Here is a 16,305-nt window from a genome sequence, read left to right as displayed (position 1 = left end):
CGAGAGTGCGGCTGAGCCGTCGCGTCCGTTCGTCGAGATTGCGGTTCGTCCTCGTCGAGATTGCGGTTCGTCCTCGTCGAGATTGCGGTGGGGAGGGTGGCGGCGTGCACCAACCGCACTCTCGACGAGCACCGGGTGTCTGGGTGGCTCCGTAGGCTGGGGCGGTGGACCTGTTCACCTCCGCCTCGACCTCCGACGACGGCACGCCCGCCGCGCCGGCCGGCGCCCCGCTCGCCGTGCGGATGCGACCCGCGAGCGCGGACGAGGTCCTCGGGCAGGAGCACCTCCTCGCCCCCGGGCAGCCCCTGCGCCGCCTGCTCGAGCCCGCCGACGCCGCCGGCGCGCGCCGCACGTCCCCGGCGTCGGTCGTGCTCTGGGGCCCGCCCGGCACCGGGAAGACCACGATCGCCTACCTCGTCGCCCGCGCGTCCGGCCGACGGTTCGTCGAGCTCTCCGCCGTCACGGCCGGCGTCAAGGACGTGCGCGCCGTCGTCGAGTCCGCCCGCCGCGACCTCGTGACCTCGGGCCGCGAGACCGTCCTGTTCGTCGACGAGGTCCACCGCTTCACCTCGACCCAGCAGGACGCGCTCCTGCCGGCTGTGGAGAACCGGTGGATCACGCTCGTCGCCGCCACCACGGAGAACCCGAGCTTCTCCGTCCAGGCTCCCCTCCTGTCGCGCTCCCTCCTGCTCACCCTCCACCCGCTCGGGCCCGACGACGTCGCCGAGGTCGTGCGTCGCGCCCTCGCCGACGATCGCGGGCTCGGCGGCTCCCTCACCCTCGACGACGACGCGGCAGCCGTGCTCGTGCGACTCGCCGGGCCGGACGCCCGCAAGGCCCTCACGGTCCTCGAGGCCGCGGCCGCCGCCGCGGAGGACGCCGGGGACGAGCAGATCACCACCGCCCACGTCGAGGCAGCCGTCGACGTGGCGGCCGTGGTCTACGACCGCGACGGCGACCAGCACTACGACGTCATCTCCGCGTTCATCAAGTCGATGCGCGGGTCCGACGTCGACGCCGCGCTGCACTACCTCGCCCGGATGATCGCGGCGGGGGAGGACGCCCGGTTCATCGCGCGTCGCCTCATCGTGCACGCCTCCGAGGACGTCGGGATGGCGGACCCGACCGCGCTGCCCACGGCCGTGGCGGCGGCGCAGTCCGTCCAGCTCATCGGGATGCCCGAGGCGCGGATCCCGCTCGCGCAGGCGGTCATCCACATCGCCTCGGCGCCGAAGTCCAACGCCGCGATCGTCGGCATCGACGAGGCGCTGTCCGACGTGCGCAAGGGCCGCTCCGGCCAGGTGCCGCAGCACCTGCGCGACGCCCACTACGCCGGCGCCGAGGCGCTCGGCCACGGCGCCGGCTACCGGTACCCGCACGACGACCCGCGCGGCGTGCTCCGGCAGGACTACCTGCCCGACGAGCTGGCGGGCACCATCTACTACCGGCCGACGACCCACGGCCACGAGCGGGAGATCACAGCCCGCCTGGCCGCCGTTCGCTCGATCCAGCGCGGGGACCGCTGATATCCTGCCCTGGTTGTCCTGCGCCCCTTCGGCGCAGGCGCTCCCGGGGTCCTGGCCACCGCCGGCTCGCAGCCGGCCAGAGTCGACCCCACGCCGACGGCGCAGCGCCGATCGGTCGTGACACGAGTAAGGAACACGCATGGCCCCCAGCCGTACCCGCCGTCAGGTGCGCCTCTCCCGCGCACTCGGCATCGCCCTGACCCCCAAGGCGCAGAAGTACTTCGACAAGCGCCCCTACGGCCCCGGTGAGCACGGCCGCGCCCGTCGCCGCCAGGACTCGGACTACTCCGTCCGTCTGAAGGAGAAGCAGCGCCTGCGCGCCCAGTACGGGATCCGCGAGGCCCAGATGGCCCGCGTCTTCGAGGAGGCGCGCCGCGAGCCGGGCATGACCGGTGAGTCGCTCGTCGAGCTGCTCGAGATGCGTCTCGACGCCCTCGTGCTGCGCTCGGGCTTCGCCCGCACCACCGCGCAGGCCCGCCAGGCGGTCGTCCACCGCCACATCCTCGTCGACGGCAAGATCGTCGACCGCCCCTCGTTCCGCGTGCAGCCCGGCTCGGTCATCCAGGTCAAGCCGCGCTCGCAGACGACGACGCCGTTCCAGGTCGCCGCCGCCGGCGGGCACCGCGACGTCCTTCCGGAGCTCCCGCCGTACCTCGACGTCCAGCTCGAGAAGCTGCGCGCCGAGCTCACGCGCCGCCCGGCCCGTCCCGAGGTCCCCGTGACCTGCGACGTCCAGCTCGTCGTCGAGTACTACTCGCGCTGATCCACCCCCACCGTGCGCCCCGGTCACCCTCGTGACCGGGGCGCCGGTGTCTCAGCCGGCCGCAGGATCAGCCGGAACGCCGATAGGTAACGTTCGCGTCTCGTCGCGATACCCTGCCCCGAGTCCGTCCGGGCCCCATCGCCCCCGACGGACCCACACCCCCCACTCCGGAGGCCCGATGCGTACCGCCGAGATCCACCGCCGGTGGAACGAGCACTTCGCCCGGCACGGCCACGAGGTCGTCCCGTCGGCGTCGCTCGTGTCGCCCGACCCCTCGCTGCTGTTCACGATCGCCGGGATGGTGCCCTTCATCCCGTACATCATCGGCACGGAGAAGGCACCCCACCCGCGCATGGCCTCGGTGCAGAAGTGCATCCGCACCAACGACATCGAGAACGTCGGCCGCACCACGCGGCACGGCACGTTCTTCCAGATGTGCGGCAACTTCAGCTTCGGCGACTACTTCAAGCAGGGCGCGATCGACCTGTCGTGGGAGTTCATCACCGACGCCGAGCGGGGCCTCGGCCTCGACGGCGACCGCATGTGGATCACGCTGTGGGACGAGGATTCCGAGTCCTACGACCACCTCGTCCGCGAGATCGGCCTGGACCCCGCCCACATCGTGCGTCTTCCGCGCGAGGAGAACTTCTGGGACACGGGCCAGCCTGGGCCCGCGGGCCCGTGCGGCGAGTGGCACTACGACAGGGGCCCGGAGTTCGGGCCCGAGGCCGAGGGCGGCACGGTCGACCCCGGCGGCGACCGCTACCTCGAGATCTGGAACCTCGTCTTCGACCAGTTCCTCCGGGGGCCCGGCCAGGGCAAGGACTACCCGCTGCTCGGCGAGCTCGAGAGCAAGTCGATCGACACCGGCGCGGGGCTCGAGCGCATGGCCTACCTGCTCCAGGGCAAGGACAACATCTACGAGACCGACCAGGTCCACCCGGTCATCGCTCGCACCGAGGAGCTGACGGGACGCCGTTACGGCGCCGACGCCGAGGACGACGTGCGGCTGCGTCTCGTCGCCGACCATGTCCGCTCCTCCCTCATGCTCATCGGCGACGGCGTCCGTCCGGGCAACGACGGCCGCGGCTACGTGCTGCGCCGCCTCATCCGCCGCGCCGTGCGCTCGGTGCGCCTGCTGGGCGTCGAGGAGGCCACGCTGCCGGAGCTGCTGCCCGTCTCCCGCGACGCGATGGCGGAGACGTACCCCGAGCTGGGGACGGACTTCGCGCGGATCTCCGACATCGCCTACGGCGAGGAGGACGCGTTCCTGCGCACCCTGACCGCGGGCACGACGATCCTCGACACGGCGGTGACGAAGGCCAAGGAGCAGGGCGGCCCGACGGCCGCCCGCCTGTCAGGGGCCGACGCCTTCGCGCTGCACGACACGTACGGGTTCCCCATCGACCTCACCCTCGAGATGGCTGCCGAGCAGGGCGTGTCCGTCGACGAGGAGGGCTTCCGCACGCTCATGGGCGAGCAGCGCCAGCGCGCGCGAGCCGACGCGATGGCGAAGAAGTCGGGCCACGTCGACACGAGCGTGTACAACGACATCCTCGGCCGCCTCGGCGGTCCGGTCGACTTCCTCGGGTACCACGACGCCGAGGCGGAGGGCCGCGTCGTCGGCCTGCTCGTCGACGGGGTCCCGGCCCCGACGGCGAACGCCCCGGCCGACGTCGAGCTCGTCCTCGACCGCACCCCCTTCTGGGCGGAGCAGGGCGGCCAGCTCGCCGACCAGGGCGAGATCCGCCTCGTCGGCGGCGGGGTGATCGACGTCGCGGACGTCCAGCAGCCCGTCAAGGGCCTGTCCGTCCACCGCGGCACGCTCACCGAGGGCACCGTGACCCTCGACGAGGGCGTGCACGCGGCGATCGACACCGAGCGGCGCCGCCACATCGCCCGCGCCCACACGGCGACCCACATGATCCACAAGGCGCTGCACGAGCACCTCGGTGAGCAGGCGACCCAGGCCGGGTCCGAGAACTCGCCCTCGCGCGTGCGGTTCGACTTCCGCCACGGTGCGGCGGTCGACGCCGGCGTCCTCGGCGACATCGAGGGCCGCGTCAACGAGCGCCTCACCGAGGACCTCGACGTCACCGACGAGACGATGAGCCTCGACGACGCCCGCGCCGCGGGAGCGATCGCCCTGTTCGGCGAGAAGTACGGGGACCGCGTCCGCGTGGTCTCGATCGGCGGCGACTGGTCGAAGGAGCTGTGCGCCGGCACCCACGTGGATCGCACCGGCAGCCTCGGCCTCGTCACCGTGCTCGGGGAGTCCTCGATCGGCTCGGGCGTGCGTCGCGTCGACGCACTCGTCGGCGCCGGTGCCTACCAGAACCAGGCACGCGAGAAGGCGATCGTCTCCCAGCTCGGCCAGATCGTCGGGTCCCGCCCGGAGGAGCTCGTCGACCGCATCGGCTCGCTCATGACGAAGCTCAAGGGCGCCGAGAAGCAGCTGGCGAGCCTGCAGCAGGCCGAGCTCCTGCGCCGGGGCGGCGACCTGCTCGACGCGGGCGAGGAGCTCGGCGGCGTCACCCTCGTCTCCGCCGACCTCGGTACCGTGTCCGGCGCCGACGACCTGCGCACGCTCGCCCTCGACGTCCGCGGCCGGGCCGGCGAGTCACGCCCGCTCGTCGTCGCGCTCGTCGGCACCGCGAACGACCGGCCCCTCGTCGTCGTCGCCACCAACGCGGCCGCGCGCGAGGCCGGCGCCCGTGCCGGGCAGCTCGTCCGGACCGCGTCCGGCGAGCTCGGCGGCGGTGGCGGAGGCAAGGACGACGTCGCGCAGGGCGGCGGGACGGACGCCTCGGCGGTCCCGGCCGCGCTCGCGGCGGTCCGCACGGCCGTGGCGGGCGCATGACCCTGCGTCGTGGCGTCCGGATCGGCGTCGACGTGGGCACCGTCCGCGTCGGCGTCTCCCGGTGCGACCCCGACGGCGTGCTCGCCAGCCCAGTGGCGACGCTCGCCCGGGACGCCGGCGGCGCCGACCAGCGCCAGATCGCGCGCCTCGTGGCCGAGACCGGTGCCATCGAGGTCGTCGTCGGCCTGCCGCGCAGCCTCGACGGCAAGGTCCGCGCCTCGGCGCGCGCGGCGACCGACTACGCCGCGACGCTCGCCGGGATCATCGCGGCCGGAGCCGGAGCCGGAGCCGGAGCCGGGAGCAGGGCCGCGGACGGAACGCCGACCGGTACCACGTCATCGACCGGTGCCGCGACCGACGGCGTGGCCGTCCGTCTCGTCGACGAGCGCCTGACCAGCACCTCCGCGCACCGCGCGATGCACGCGAGCGGCCGCCCCGGGCGGCGCCACCGCGAGGTCGTCGACCAGGTCGCGGCGGTGCTCATCCTCGAGTCCGCACTCGACGTCGAGCGCGCGACCGGTCGTCCCCCCGGGCGCCCGGTCACCCCCCGAGCGCCCAAGGAGACCCCCGCATGAGCGACCTGTTCGACGAGGTGGCCGACGCCCCGGAACCCGAGGAGCCCCGCACCTCGCGGCGCGCGGTCCGCGCCCAGGAGGAGGCCCGGCGGCGACGCCGGAACCGCCGCACCCGGACCGGGATCGTCGTCGTCCTCACGCTGGGCCTGCTCGCCGCCGTCGCGTGGTTCGCCCTTCCCCAGGTGCGCGAGACGCTCGGCTTCCGCCCCGACACCAGCGCGGAGGACTACCCGGGGCCCGGGAGCGGCGAGACCGACGTGACGATCCCGATCGGCGCCTCCGGCTCCGAGATCGCCAGCACGCTCGTCGAGGCCGGCGTCGTCGCCTCCGAGCGGGCGTTCACCGACGCCTACGCGAACGACCCGACGGCGGCCGGCATCCAGCCCGGCACCTACACGCTGATGGAGGAGATGCGCGCGGAGGACGCCGTGGCCGCACTGCTCGACCCGGCCAGCCGCAACGAGATCACCATGACGATCCCCGAGGGGTTCACGCGCACCCAGGTGATGGAGCGCATCGCCGCCAACCTCGAGGTCGAGGTCGAGGAGGTCGCGGCCGCGCTCGAGGACCCGGCCGCGATCGGTCTTCCCGAGGTCGCCGAGGGCGAGGTCGAGGGCTGGTTCGGCCCCGCGACCTACGCGTTCGAGCCGGACGCGACCGCGGAGGACGTCCTCGCCGAGATGGTCTCCTACCAGGTCGCCCGGCTCGAGGAGCTCGGCGTGCCGGAGGACGAGTGGCAGTCCGTGCTCACTCGGGCGTCGATCGTCGAGCGCGAGGTCAACATCGACGAGTACATGCCGCAGGTCGCCACGGTCATCCAGAACCGGCTCGACGACACGACCGAGACCCACGGGATGCTCGGGATGGACTCCACCGTGCTCTACGGGCTCGGCCGCTCGGGCGGCATCCCCTCGCGCGAGGAGACGGAGAATCCGGACAACCGGTACAACACCTACGTCCACCCGGGTCTGCCGCCGACCCCGATCGGCTCGCCGGGCGAGACCGCGATCGACGCCGTCCTCAACCCTGCCCCGGGCGACTGGCTCTACTTCGTCACGATCAACCTCGACACGGGGGAGACCCTGTTCGCCGAGACGCTCGAGGAGCAGAACGAGAACGTCCAGCTGCTGCGCGAGTGGCAGGCGGAGAACCCGTCGTCGTGACCTCAGGGGAGGTCCTCGTCGGCCAGGACGTGCACGCGGCCGGCGTACGGCACCGGGCCGCCGTCGTCGGGTCCCCGGTGGCGCACTCGCTCTCGCCCACGCTCCACCGGGCCGCGTACCGGAGCCTCGGGCTGACCGACTGGGCCTACGGCGTCCAGGACGTCACGGTCGACCAGCTGCCCGCGGTCATGGGCGGGCTCGACGAAACCTGGGCCGGGCTCTCGGTGACCATGCCGCTCAAGCTCGCGGCCGCCGCGGCGGTCGACGTCAAGGACTCGGTGGCGAGCCTCCTCGGCGTCGTCAACACCCTCGTGGTCCAGCCCGGCGGCCTGATCGTCGGCGCGAACACCGACGTCGTGGGGATCACCGGGGCGCTGGCCGACGCCGGGGTCACCCGGGTGGACGGCCCGGTCGTCATCCTCGGCGCGCGGGCGACCGCGTCCTCGGCGGTGGCCGCCCTGGGCAGCATCGGGGCCCGCGAGCTCACCCTGCTCGCCCGCAACGTCGGCGGCCCGGGCTCGGCGCTGCCGGTGGCGCACCGTGCCGGGCTCGCCGCCCAGCACGTGCGGCTCACCGACGAGGACGGGGTCCGACGCGCGCTCGCGGGCGCCGCGGTCGTCGTGTCCACGCTGCCCCGAGGGGTTGCCGACCCCGTCGCCGAGCTCGTCCCCGCCCTTCGTCCGGACGCCGTCCTCCTCGACGTCGTCTACGGCCCGACGCCCACCCCGCTCGCCGCCGCCTGGGCTGCCGCCGGCGGCCGCGTCGCCGAGGGCTGGGGAATGCTCCTGCACCAGGCCGTCGACCAGGTCAGACTGTGGACCGGGCGACAGCCGGACGTCGCCGTCATGCGGTCGGCGCTGCTCGACCAGCTGGCGGTGCGTGCGACGGGGGTCGCGATCCCGGACTCCCCGCCGGTCCTGCCGCCCGCGGTCTGACGACCAGGCCCCGGCGCACCCCGCCCGGGGTCGACCTCGGTCACCGTGGCCGGGGGACGATGTCGGTCGGGACGACCGGGTGCGGCTCCCGAAGTCCGGCGGAGGCGGTCGCGTCGGGTCGTCGGCGAACCGGCACGACAGGGTCGACAGAGGTGACAGGGGGCGGGATGGACGCGGGACGCACAGACGACGAGCCAGGACGCACCGACGACACAACGACCCCGCACCCCCGTCCGCGCCCGCGCGCCACCGCGTTCGGCGCCGTCGGGCCGGTGTCCGTCGTCGTGGCGGCGATCGTCGCCCTCGCCGTCGTGTCAGCGCTTCTCACCGCGGGTCCCGGGACGGGCCCGTTCGGCGGTCCGGAGGGCAGCTCGGGCACGCGGCACGACGACGCCGGGACCGCGGCAGCGGGCATCGCGCGCGCCGGGTGGGCCCTCGCCGGCGCGTGGCTCGCCGGGGTGGGGGTCCTCCTCGCCGTCACCGACCACCGCACGCACCGGCTGCCGGACAAGCTCCTCATCGGTGGCGGGGCCGTCGCGCTCCCGCTCCTCGTGGCGTCAGCCCTCCTCGCCGGCGAGCCCGGCGCCCTGCTGCGCGCCGCCGCCGGCGCCCTCGTGCCGGCGGGCGTCCTCTACGCGGTCGCGCTCGTCACGCCCGGCGGGGTGGGGCTCGGCGACGTCAAGCTGCTCCTGCTCACCGGCGCGTGGCTCGGGTTCCTTTCGGTCCCGGCGGCCACGGTCGGTCCCGTGCTGGGGATCGTCGTCGGGGGCCTCGTCTCGATCGTCGCGGTCGTGGCGCGACGGGCGACGCTCCGCTCCCACGTGCCCCTCGGTCCGGCGCTCCTCGTCGGCGCGGCGCTGGCCACCTGGCTCGACCTGGCGGGTGCCCTCACGCTCGCGCCGGCCTGACGCTCGGGTCGGCCTCTGCCGCACGGCCCCGACGACGAACGACGTCCCGCGCGGTCACGGAACGTCGTTCGTCGTCGGGCGGTGGTCCTGCGTCAGTCCTTCGTCTGCCCGTACCCGGACAGGCCGGACCCGGCCTCGTCGAGGAGCTCGCGGCTGAGCACCTTGATGCGCGGGGAGTCGGCGCCGGCGGCGGCCATCGCGCGCAGCTGGACCTCGCACACGTACTCGAGGTAGGGCAGCAGGCTGAACGCCTTGGCCAGGGTCGGGCCCGTGGTGAGCGCGCCGTGATTCGCCATGAGCGCCCCGGACCGGCCCTCGAGGGCGGCCGCCACGTTCTCGGCGAGCGCGTCGGACCCGAAGGTCGCGTACGGCGCCACGCGCAGCGGACCGCCGAAAATCGACGAGTAGTAGTGCGTGGCCGGCACCTCGTCGACCACGACGCTCAGCGCGGTCGACGCCGGCGCGTGGTTATGCGTGATCGCCCCGGCGTCTGTTGCCGCGTACACGGCGAGGTGGAGGGGGAGCTCGCTCGACGGAGCCCAGCGCGCGTCGATCGGCGCACCCGTGAGGTCGTGGATGCCGACGTCACCGGGCTCGACGTCCTCGTAGGCCATGCCGGACGGCGAGATCGCCACCTGGTCGCCGACCCGGACCGAGACGTTGCCGGCCGTGCCGACCACGAGTCCCTGGCGTTGCATCTCCTGGCACACGCGCACCACCTCGGCGCGCTCCTTCTCGAGCAGCATTCCGTGCTCGTCCTCTCTGTCGTCCTGCGTGATCGGGTCTGTGGTGGGGGAGCGGGCGCGCTCAGGGCTGGAGGATGTACTTCGACCCGCGCCCGGCGGCCATGTCCTCGAGGGAGTCCACGAGCGCCTCGAGCGGGCGGACCTCGGTGCACAGGCTCATGCCGTCGAACCGACCCGTCGCCAGGAGGTCGACCGCGATCTGCACGAACCGCGGCTGGTGGTGGTAGACGCCCTTGAGCGTGTACTCCTTGTAGTGCATGTCCGAGCTGTTGACCGAGAACGGCGCGTTCTTCGGGGTCCCGCCGAACAGGACGGCGGTGCCGCCGGGCCGGAGCCCGAGCACGGTCTGCTCCCACACGTTCGGCAGGCCGACGGCCTCGATGGCGACGTCGGCGCCGCGCCCGCCAGGGGTGAAGGGGCGCACGGCGGCCGCGCACTCCTCGGGCGTCTCGAGCCCGGTGAGGTCGACGACGTGCGCGGCCCCGGCGGCGCGGGCCTGCTCGAGGCGGCCGGCCGAGCGATCGGCGACGACGACGGTCGCACCGCGCAGCTGGGCGAGCGTGAGGAACATCTGGCCGATCGGCCCGGCGCCGTTGATGACGACCGTGTCGCCGAGCGCGATGCCGGACTCGTGCATGCCGTGGACGACCGTCGAGAGCGGCTCGAGCGGGGCGGCCGCCTCGAACGCGAGCGAGTCGGGGATGACGTAGGTGTTGCGCTCGACGATCGCCTTCGGCACGACGATCTGCTCCGCGAATGCGCCGTTGAGGTACTGGAGGTTCTCGCACAGCGACTCGCGGCCGATCGTGCAGGCCCAGCAGCTGCCGCAGGGGGCGGTGTTCGCCGCGACGACCCGCTGGCCGACCTCGAAGTCGCTCACGCCGTCGCCCACCACGGTGACGACGCCCGCGAACTCGTGGCCGAACCGGGCCGGGAGCGTGGGGAAGAGGGTCGGGTGCCCGCGGCGGTAGGACTTGAGGTCGGTGCCGCACGTGGCGGCCGCCCTGATCTCGACGGCGATCTCGCCGGGGCCGGGACGCTCGGGCTCGATCTCCTCGAGCCTCAGGTCGCCGGGTCCGTGGAACATGTAGGCGCGCATGGGCTGGTCCTTCCTCGGTGGTCGGCCCCGGCGGGAGTCGGGGCGCGGGTGCTGGGCTGGTGGCGTGGGTCGGCGTGGCGCGAGTCGTGTCGGAGGTCGTCGGTCGGTGCGCCGAGGGTCGTGGGGCGCCGTGCGGGCGCGTGGCGCGGTGCCCGACGAGCGGGGTCGGCCGGGGACGGACCGTGGCGGTCCGTCCCCGGCCGGCGGGGTCCTACTCGATGTCGGTCACCTCGGCGTCCGGGTACTTCGTGGCGAACGCCTGGAGCTTGTCCGTCGTCGGCTTGAGCGCCTCGTAGAGCTCACCCTGGATCGCGCCGAGCTCGGCGTAGATCTCGTGGTTCTCCTCGTTCGGCTCGGTGACGTCGCCGAACCGGGCCATCGCCTGGGCCGCGGTGCGCACGGAGGTGTCGCCGTGCACGCCGGTGGAGGCCATGGCGAGCACGCCGGCGCCGAGGGCGGAGATCTCGTCCTCGAGGCAGGCGGTGATCGGCTTGCCGCTCGTGTCGGCCATGATCTGCCGCCACAGGGGCGAGCGGACGCCGCCGCCCATCGCGCGCACGGTCGTGATCTCGGTGCCGGTGGCCTTCTCGAGCCCGGCGACCGAGCGGGCCATCTCGAGGCCGATGGCCTCGAGGATGGAGCGGTACATCGAGCCGCGGCCGTGGGAGCCGCGCCAGCCGACGACGCCGCCGCGGGCGATCGGGTCCCAGTGCGGGCTCTGGACGGCGTTCCAGTACGGCATCGTGATGAGGCCGCCGGAGCCGGGCGCGCGCTCGGCGGCCATGCGCTCGAGCTCGGGGTCGGGGCGGCCGCGCAGCTCGGGGTTCCAGAAGGCCGTGCGGTACCAGGTCGGCAGGAAGGCGCCCGAGGACTGGAGGATCTCGAGCACGTAGGTGTCGGCGACGCCGCCGGCCAGGGTGCGGTAGATGGGCCCGAACGCGTACTCCTCGGACAGCACGCCCGCGACGACGGCCGTGCCGAGGTTCATGTACAGCGTCTGCTCGTCGACGGAGGCCGCGCCGATGCCGGCGCCCTGCCCGTCGCCGAGGCCCGCCACGAGCTGGACGTCCTGGGACAGGCCCCAGCCGTCGAGCACCGACTCCTGGATGTTCCCGAGCACCTCGCCGGGCTTGTGGAGCTCGACCATCTGGTCCTCGCGGACGCCGGCGATCTCCAGGAGCGAGGCGTCGTAGCTCTGCCTGGCGATGTCGAACAGGCCGAGCGAGTCGGCGCAGGCGACCGAGTCCTTCCACTCGCCGATGAGCTTCTTGACGAGGAAGGCGTGGACGTTGACGACGCGGTCGGCGTTCTCGAGGACGCCGGGCTCGTTCTCCTTGACCCAGGCCATCTTGTAGATCGCGGGGGTGACGTCCGGCGGCTTGCCGGACAGCTCCCAGATGTCCTTGGTGCCGTGGCGCAGGATCTGGTCCGAGGCCCGGATGTCCATCCACAGGATGCCGTCGCGCTGCGGCGTGCCGTCCTCGCTGAAGGGGGCGAACGTCTCGCGCTGGTGCGTGACGCCCATGGCGACGATGCGCTCCTTGTCCGCGTTCTTCAGCTGCGAGACCGCGGCGGCGACGGCGTCGTTGGTGGAGTTCCACCAGGCGTTGGGGTCGTGCTCGGCGAAGCCCGAGCGCGGGCTGCGCAGCTGGATCTCGCGCTTGCCGAGGGCAAGGACCTTGCCGTCGGGGTCGACGATGATCGCCTTGCTGGACGTGGTCGACGAGTCGACCGCGATGACGAGCGGTGCTGACGGGGGCATGGGAACCTCGAATCGGCGCTGATCGGCGTCGCGACCGGCCTCGGCCGACGACGGGAGCCGCAGTCCCGGCGCGGGCTCCGCCCCGATCTCACCACGTTCCGTGTTGGAAGCACCAGCAGACCTGGTGACACGCACGATCGTTCGTCGCTGCGTCGTCGTCATGCACGTCCGGTCGCCGATGGTCAGCGCGACCGACTGCCGGGCCCTGGGCGGGACGGACTCGACCTCGCCCCCGACCCGACCTGACCCGATCTGATGGGCCGGGGCCCCGGGGCCCCGGGGCCCCGGGGCCCTACCGGAGGTGCCGCTCGTCCGGACCGGCGTACGCGGACAGCGGCCGGATGAGTGCGTTGCTCGCCCGCTGCTCCATCACGTGGGCTGTCCAGCCCGTCACCCGGGCGGCGACGAACAGGGGCGTGAACATCTCCGTGTCGAAGCCCATGAGGTGGTAGGCCGGGCCGGAGGGGTAGTCGAGGTTGGGGAGGATGTTCTTCGTCCCTGTCATGGCCTCCTCGAGCGCGTCGTACAGCGCGAGCAGGTCGGGCCGGACGTAGTGCTCGACCAGGGTGTCGAGGGCGGCCTTCATCGTCGGGACCCGGGAGTCGCCGCTCTTGTACACGCGGTGGCCGAAGCCCATGATCTTCCGCTTCTCGGCGAGCGCGCCCTCGAGCCAGCCGGCGGCGTTCTCGGCCGACCCGATCTCCTCGAACACGTGCATGACGGCCTCGTTCGCGCCCCCGTGCAGCGGCCCCTTGAGTGCGCCGATCGCCGCGGTCACGGCGGAGTGCAGGTCGGCCAGGGTCGAGGTGACCACCCTCGCGGTGAAGGTCGAGGCGTTGAACGAGTGCTCGGCGTAGAGGACCATCGAGCGACGGAAGGCGTCGACGACGACGGGGTCGGCCTCCTCGCCGAACGTCATCCACAGGAAGTTGGCGGAGTGGTCGAGGTCGTCGCGGGGCTCGACCGCGTCCTTGCCCCACCGGCGCCGCTGGTCGTAGGCGACGACGACGGGCAGCTGGGCGAGCAGACGGACGGACTTCTCCAGCTCGGCGGCGGGGGAGGAGTCCTCCGAGAGCGGGTCCTGCGCGCCGAGCACCGAGACGGCGGTGCGGACGACGTCCATCGGGTGCGCGCTCGTCGGCAGGGCGTCGACGACGGCGCGCAGCGCCGGGTCGAGCCTGCGGTGGCTGCGCTCGGTGCCGACGAAGGCGTCCGTCTCGGCGGCCGTCGGGAGCTCGCCCTGCCACAGGAGGTAGGCGACCTCCTCGAACGAGCAGCTCGCGGCGAGCTCCTGGACCGGGTAGCCCCGGTAGAGCAGCGAGTTCGTCTCGGGGTTGACCTTCGAGATCGCCGTGGTGTCGGCGACCACGCCGACCAGGCCCTTGCGGATCTCGGGCTCGGCGGTGCCGTGCTGCTGCGTCATGGGGTGCTCCTGCCGGTCGAGGGATGGATCGAGGCTCGTCGGTGACGAGGGTGGATCAGGGCTCGTACGTGAAGATGTCGGAGTCGAACGCGTTGTACCCGGCGTAGTCGAGGAGCTCGTAGAGCCTCGCCCGGGTCTGCATCTCGGGGACCACTCCGGTCAGCGTGCCGTGCTCGCGCAGGTGGTCGAGGTGCCGCTCGGCGGCGCCCATCGCGGACCGCAGGAGCGAGACGGGGTGGATGACGATCGTGATGCCGGCGTCGGCGAGCTGGGCGTGCGTGAACAGCTCGGACTTGCCGAACTCGGTCATGTTGGCGAGCACGGGGACGTCGACCGCCGCGCGCACGGCGGCGAACTCCTCGAGGCTGCGCAGCGCCTCCGGGAAGATCGCATCTGCCCCGGCGTCGACGAGGGCCCTCGCGCGCTCGGCGGCCGCCCCCGGCCCCTCGACGGCGGCGATGTCCGTGCGCGCCATGACGAGGAAGTCGGGGTCACGGCGCCCCTCGGCAGCGGCGCGCACCCGCTTGAGCGCGGTGGCCTCGTCGACGACCTGCTTGCCGTCGAGGTGCCCGCACCGCTTGGGGTTGACCTGGTCCTCGATGTGCGCGCCGGCGAGCCCGGCGTCCTCGAGGACCTGGATCGTGCGGGCCACGTTCATCGGCTCGCCGAACCCGGTGTCGGCGTCGACGATCGCCGGCAGGTTCGTCACCCGCGCGATCTGGCCGGCGCGCTGGGCCACCTCGGTGAGCGTGGTGAGCCCGATGTCCGGCAGACCGAGGTCGGCGGACAGCACGGCGCCGGAGATATAGACGCCGTCGAAGCCCTTGTCCTCGATGAGCCGGGCCGAGAGGGGGTTGAACGCCCCGGGCAGGACGAGCTGCTCCCCGGCGGCGAGCCGGGCACGGAGGGCCCGGCGCTTGTCGGAGGCGGAGGCGGGCGCGTGCAGCACTAGAGGATCCCCTCGGGTCGGCCGGCCGCGTCGATCGTGGCGGCGGGGGCGGTGACGGTGACCTGGCCGAGCTCGTCGGGACCGAGGTCGGTCAGGCGGCGGGCGACGTCGAGGAAGCGGGCCACCTCGTCCGCGCCGAGGACGTCGGTCGCGAGCGTCTCGAACTTGCCGACGTACTGGTCCCGAGCGAACGGCCGTGCGCCGTCGGGGTGGGCGTCGGCGAGCGCGAGCTCGTCCGCGACGACGGTCCCGTCGTCGAGCGTGGCGACGAGGCGGCCGCCGAACGCCTTCACCGCCGGGTCGCTCGAGTGGTACCGCTCGGTCCACGCGGGGTCCTCGACCGTCGTGATCTTCTGCCACAGCTCGACCGTGTCGGCGCGCCGGGCGCGCTCGGGCGCGTAGGAGCGCTCGTGGTGCCAGGCACCGTCCTGGAGCGCCACGGCGAGGATGTAGGGGATCGAGTGGTCGAGCGTCTCGCGCGTGGCCTCGGGGGAGTACTTCTGCGGGTCGTTCGCGCCCGAGCCGATGACGTGGTGGGTGTGGTGGCTCGTCTCGAGCACGATCCCGGCCACCCGGACGGGGTCACGCAGCTCCGGGTGCGCCTCGCCCATCCGCCGCGCGAGGTCGATGAGCGCCTGCGCCTGGTACTCGGCCGAGTGCTCCTTCGTGTAGGTCCGCAGGATGCCGCGGCGCTGCTCACCGGGCGCGGGCAGGTCGACGTCGTACCCCGCCCCCGGCCCGTCCAGCAGCCACGCGATGACCCCGTCCTCGCCCTCGTAGATCGGCTCGGGCGAGGTCTGGCCGCGCACCGCACGGTCGACGGCCTCGATCGCGGCCTTGCCGGCGAACGCGGGCGCGTACGCCTTCCACGTCGAGATCTGGCCCTTGCGGGACTGGCGGGTCGCCGTCGTCGTGTGCAGGGCCTGGCCGACGGCCTGGAAGATCGTCGTCGGGTCCAGGCGCAGGAGAGTGCCGATCCCGGCGGCCACGGCGGGCGCGAGGTGAGCGACGTGGTCGATCTTGTGCGCGTGCAGCGAGATCGAGGTGACGAGGCTGACCTGGACCTCGTAGGCGGTGGCGATCGCGGCGACGAGGTCGGCGCCCGTGAGTCCACGCGCCTCGCCCAGGTGCTGGGCGACGGCGAGGATCGGCGCGATCGTGTCGCCGGGGTGCGAGTACTCCGCGGCGAGGTAGGTGTCGTGGAAGTCGAGCTCGCGCACGGCCACGCCGTTCGCCCACGCCGCCCACTCCGGGGCCACGCGCGTGTCGGACGGGAGGCCGGCCACCGTCGCTCCCGGGGTGCGCGGGCGGTCGAGCGCCTGCGCGCGTGCGGCGACGACGGGCGCCCGCGTGAGCGAGGCGGCGGCCACCGCGTGGTTGTCGATGACGCGGTTGACCACCATGTCGGTCACCTCGGCGTCCGGGGCCACCCGCTCGGCGGCGAGCTCGGCGATCGCCCAGGCGAGCTGCCGCTCCCGGGGGAGGTCGTCCGCGGACGGGTGGACTCTCACGTGGTGCCTGGTCATGGCTCCCTCTCGGCGGCGGTGGCGGGGGTCCAAGAGTCTCACGGGACGAGGGGCGCGGGGGAGCGAGCGG

General features: G+C 73.5%; 13 protein-coding genes. 7 read left to right on the top strand and 6 right to left on the bottom strand.

The features are described 5' to 3' along the window. Window positions 1-164 precede the first annotated feature (164 nt). The 7 genes from ACZLMO_RS09550 (at window position 165) to ACZLMO_RS09520 (ending at window position 8,730) form a co-directional block, all read left to right on the top strand. On the top strand, window positions 165-1,526 hold the full coding sequence (locus ACZLMO_RS09550; protein WP_463653583.1) for a replication-associated recombination protein A: 1,362 nt from the start codon (window positions 165-167) through the stop codon (window positions 1,524-1,526). Window positions 1,527-1,665: 139 nt separating this feature from the next. Further along, entirely contained in the window at window positions 1,666-2,289 is a 624-nt protein-coding gene (gene rpsD, locus ACZLMO_RS09545; protein WP_425714072.1) for a 30S ribosomal protein S4, read from the top strand. A 178-nt stretch (window positions 2,290-2,467) separates the two neighbouring features. Further along, window positions 2,468-5,149: an alanine--tRNA ligase gene (gene alaS, locus ACZLMO_RS09540; protein ID WP_463653582.1), complete on the top strand. Its 2,682-nt coding sequence runs from the start codon at window positions 2,468-2,470 to the stop codon at window positions 5,147-5,149. Continuing rightward, window positions 5,146-5,724 carry a Holliday junction resolvase RuvX gene (ruvX, locus tag ACZLMO_RS09535; protein WP_463653581.1) on the top strand — a complete coding sequence of 193 codons (579 nt, stop codon included), beginning with the start codon at window positions 5,146-5,148 and terminating at the stop codon, window positions 5,722-5,724. Before alaS ends, ruvX begins: the two co-directional genes overlap by 4 nt. Beyond that, the gene (gene mltG / locus ACZLMO_RS09530) at window positions 5,721-6,887 is read left to right on the top strand and encodes an endolytic transglycosylase MltG (RefSeq protein ID WP_463653580.1); all 1,167 of its coding nucleotides are present in this window, start codon (window positions 5,721-5,723) and stop codon (window positions 6,885-6,887) included. The genes ruvX and mltG overlap by 4 nt, the downstream gene beginning before the upstream one ends. Continuing rightward, the gene (locus tag ACZLMO_RS09525; RefSeq protein ID WP_463653579.1) at window positions 6,884-7,822 is read left to right on the top strand and encodes a shikimate dehydrogenase; all 939 of its coding nucleotides are present in this window, start codon (window positions 6,884-6,886) and stop codon (window positions 7,820-7,822) included. Before mltG ends, ACZLMO_RS09525 begins: the two co-directional genes overlap by 4 nt. Window positions 7,823-7,989: 167 nt before the next feature. Beyond that, window positions 7,990-8,730, top strand: coding sequence for a prepilin peptidase (locus tag ACZLMO_RS09520; RefSeq protein WP_463653578.1), 741 nt, complete (start codon window positions 7,990-7,992; stop codon window positions 8,728-8,730). 92 nt (window positions 8,731-8,822) lie between these two features. Here the strand turns inward: ACZLMO_RS09520 and ACZLMO_RS09515 are convergent, their stop codons facing one another. The 6 genes from ACZLMO_RS09515 to ACZLMO_RS09490 all read right to left on the bottom strand — a co-directional run bounded on the left by ACZLMO_RS09515 (window position 8,823) and on the right by ACZLMO_RS09490 (window position 16,235). After that, the gene (locus ACZLMO_RS09515) at window positions 8,823-9,476 is read right to left on the bottom strand and encodes a class II aldolase/adducin family protein (protein WP_463653577.1); all 654 of its coding nucleotides are present in this window, start codon (window positions 9,474-9,476) and stop codon (window positions 8,823-8,825) included. A 61-nt stretch (window positions 9,477-9,537) separates the two neighbouring features. Then, entirely contained in the window at window positions 9,538-10,575 is a 1,038-nt protein-coding gene (locus tag ACZLMO_RS09510) for a zinc-dependent alcohol dehydrogenase (protein WP_463653576.1), read from the bottom strand. A gap of 211 nt (window positions 10,576-10,786) precedes the next feature. Beyond that, window positions 10,787-12,337, bottom strand: coding sequence for a xylulokinase (locus ACZLMO_RS09505; protein WP_425714064.1), 1,551 nt, complete (start codon window positions 12,335-12,337; stop codon window positions 10,787-10,789). 292 nt (window positions 12,338-12,629) lie between these two features. Further along, window positions 12,630-13,760: a bifunctional 2-methylcitrate synthase/citrate synthase gene (locus ACZLMO_RS09500; RefSeq protein ID WP_425714063.1), complete on the bottom strand. Its 1,131-nt coding sequence runs from the start codon at window positions 13,758-13,760 to the stop codon at window positions 12,630-12,632. Window positions 13,761-13,815: 55 nt separating this feature from the next. Further along, window positions 13,816-14,709, bottom strand: coding sequence for a methylisocitrate lyase (gene prpB / locus ACZLMO_RS09495; RefSeq protein ID WP_425714062.1), 894 nt, complete (start codon window positions 14,707-14,709; stop codon window positions 13,816-13,818). Continuing rightward, on the bottom strand, window positions 14,709-16,235 hold the full coding sequence (locus tag ACZLMO_RS09490) for an MmgE/PrpD family protein (RefSeq protein ID WP_463653575.1): 1,527 nt from the start codon (window positions 16,233-16,235) through the stop codon (window positions 14,709-14,711). The genes prpB and ACZLMO_RS09490 overlap by 1 nt, the downstream gene beginning before the upstream one ends. Window positions 16,236-16,305: the final 70 nt, after the last annotated feature.

The organism is Georgenia sp. G2120 (genome assembly GCF_055326485.1).
The sequence above is the reverse complement of the archived record's forward strand: the minus strand, read 5'-3'. Positions and strand labels throughout refer to the sequence as shown.

Bases quoted from the DNA above. Each gene is read 5' to 3' on its own strand.
- alaS (WP_463653582.1), top strand. From the start codon at position 2,468: ATGCGTACCGCCGAGATCCACCGCCGGTGGAACGAGCACTTCGCCCGG.
- ACZLMO_RS09510 (WP_463653576.1), bottom strand. From the start codon at position 10,575: ATGCGCGCCTACATGTTCCACGGACCCGGCGACCTGAGGCTCGAGGAG.
- rpsD (WP_425714072.1), top strand. From the start codon at position 1,666: ATGGCCCCCAGCCGTACCCGCCGTCAGGTGCGCCTCTCCCGCGCACTC.
- ACZLMO_RS09520 (WP_463653578.1), top strand. From the start codon at position 7,990: ATGGACGCGGGACGCACAGACGACGAGCCAGGACGCACCGACGACACA.
- ruvX (WP_463653581.1), top strand. From the start codon at position 5,146: ATGACCCTGCGTCGTGGCGTCCGGATCGGCGTCGACGTGGGCACCGTC.
- ACZLMO_RS09490 (WP_463653575.1), bottom strand. From the start codon at position 16,235: ATGACCAGGCACCACGTGAGAGTCCACCCGTCCGCGGACGACCTCCCC.
- ACZLMO_RS09505 (WP_425714064.1), bottom strand. From the start codon at position 12,337: ATGCCCCCGTCAGCACCGCTCGTCATCGCGGTCGACTCGTCGACCACG.
- ACZLMO_RS09515 (WP_463653577.1), bottom strand. From the start codon at position 9,476: ATGCTGCTCGAGAAGGAGCGCGCCGAGGTGGTGCGCGTGTGCCAGGAG.
- mltG (WP_463653580.1), top strand. From the start codon at position 5,721: ATGAGCGACCTGTTCGACGAGGTGGCCGACGCCCCGGAACCCGAGGAG.
- ACZLMO_RS09500 (WP_425714063.1), bottom strand. From the start codon at position 13,760: ATGACGCAGCAGCACGGCACCGCCGAGCCCGAGATCCGCAAGGGCCTG.